Origin of the sequence: Burkholderia sp. ABCPW 14 (assembly GCF_001523835.1) — a bacterium.
In the GTDB taxonomy this organism is placed as follows: domain Bacteria; phylum Pseudomonadota; class Gammaproteobacteria; order Burkholderiales; family Burkholderiaceae; genus Burkholderia; species Burkholderia mayonis.
In genome coordinates this window covers 1-1,181 of the sequence record NZ_LOVS01000197.1, presented here as the reverse complement: position 1 = coordinate 1,181, position 1,181 = coordinate 1, and the positions used below count along the sequence as shown (strand labels likewise).

The 1,181-nt window shown below is 71.9% G+C and carries 1 protein-coding gene; it reads right to left on the bottom strand.

Annotation, left to right across the window (positions count from 1 at the left end; genetic code table 11):
* The coding region (gene pcaF, locus WS62_RS29545) for a 3-oxoadipyl-CoA thiolase (protein WP_066578593.1) at positions 1 to 1,181 on the bottom strand (1,181 nt) is incomplete at both ends.

Genomic DNA, 1,181 nt, shown 5'->3' with positions numbered 1-1,181 from the left:
GCGATGCCCTGTCCGACGCCGATGCACATCGTGCACAGCGCATAGCGGCCGTTCGTGCGATGCAGCTGATACATCGCGGTCGTCACGAGCCGTGCGCCCGACGCGCCGAGCGGGTGCCCGAGCGCGATCGCGCCGCCGTTCGGGTTCACGCGCGGATCGTCGTGCGCGACGCCCAAGAGGCGCAGCACCGCGAGCCCCTGCGACGCGAACGCCTCGTTCAGCTCGATCACGTCGAACTGGTCGATCGTCATCCCGAGCCGCGCGAGCAGCTTCTGCGTCGCCGGCGCCGGGCCGATCCCCATCACCCGCGGCTCGACGCCCGCCGTCGCGATCCCGAGCACGCGCGCCCGCGGCACCAGCCCGTGGCGCCGCGCATCCGCCTCGCTCGCGAGCAGCAACGCGCACGCGCCGTCGTTCACGCCCGATGCGTTGCCCGCCGTCACCGTGCCGTCCGGCCGCACGACGCCCTTCAACTTCGCGAGCGCGTCGAGCGATGTCTCGCGCGGATGCTCGTCGCGCGCCACGACGACCGGCTCGCCTTTCCTCTGCGCAATCGTCACCGGCACGATCTCCTGCGCCAGCGTGCCGTCCTGCTGCGCGCGCGCCGCCTTCTGCTGGCTGCGCAGCGCGAACGCGTCCTGGTCGGCGCGGCTCACGCGGTAGTCGGTCGCGACGTTCTCGGCCGTCTCCGGCATCGAATCGACGCCGTATCGCTGTTTCATCAGCGGATTGACGAAGCGCCAGCCGATCGTCGTGTCGAAGATCTCGGCCTGGCGCGAGAACGCGCTCGTCGCCTTGCCCGTCACGAACGGCGCGCGGCTCATGCTCTCGACGCCGCCCGCGATCATGAGGCCCGCCTCGCCCGCCTTGATCGCGCGCGCGGCGACGCCGATCGCGTCCATCCCGGAGCCGCAGAGGCGGTTGATCGTCGCGCCGGGCAGGCCAAGCGGCAGGCCGGCGAGCAGCAGCGACATCCGCGCGACATTGCGGTTGTCTTCGCCGGCCTGGTTCGCGCAGCCGTAGATCACGTCGTCGACGGCGGCCCAGTCGACATCGCGGTTGCGCTCGACGAGCGCCTTGAGCGGCACCGCGCCGAGGTCGTCGGCCCGTACCGGGGCCAGGGCGCCGCCATAGCGGCCGATGGGCGTGCGGATTGCGTCGCACAGGAAAGCTTCGGTCAT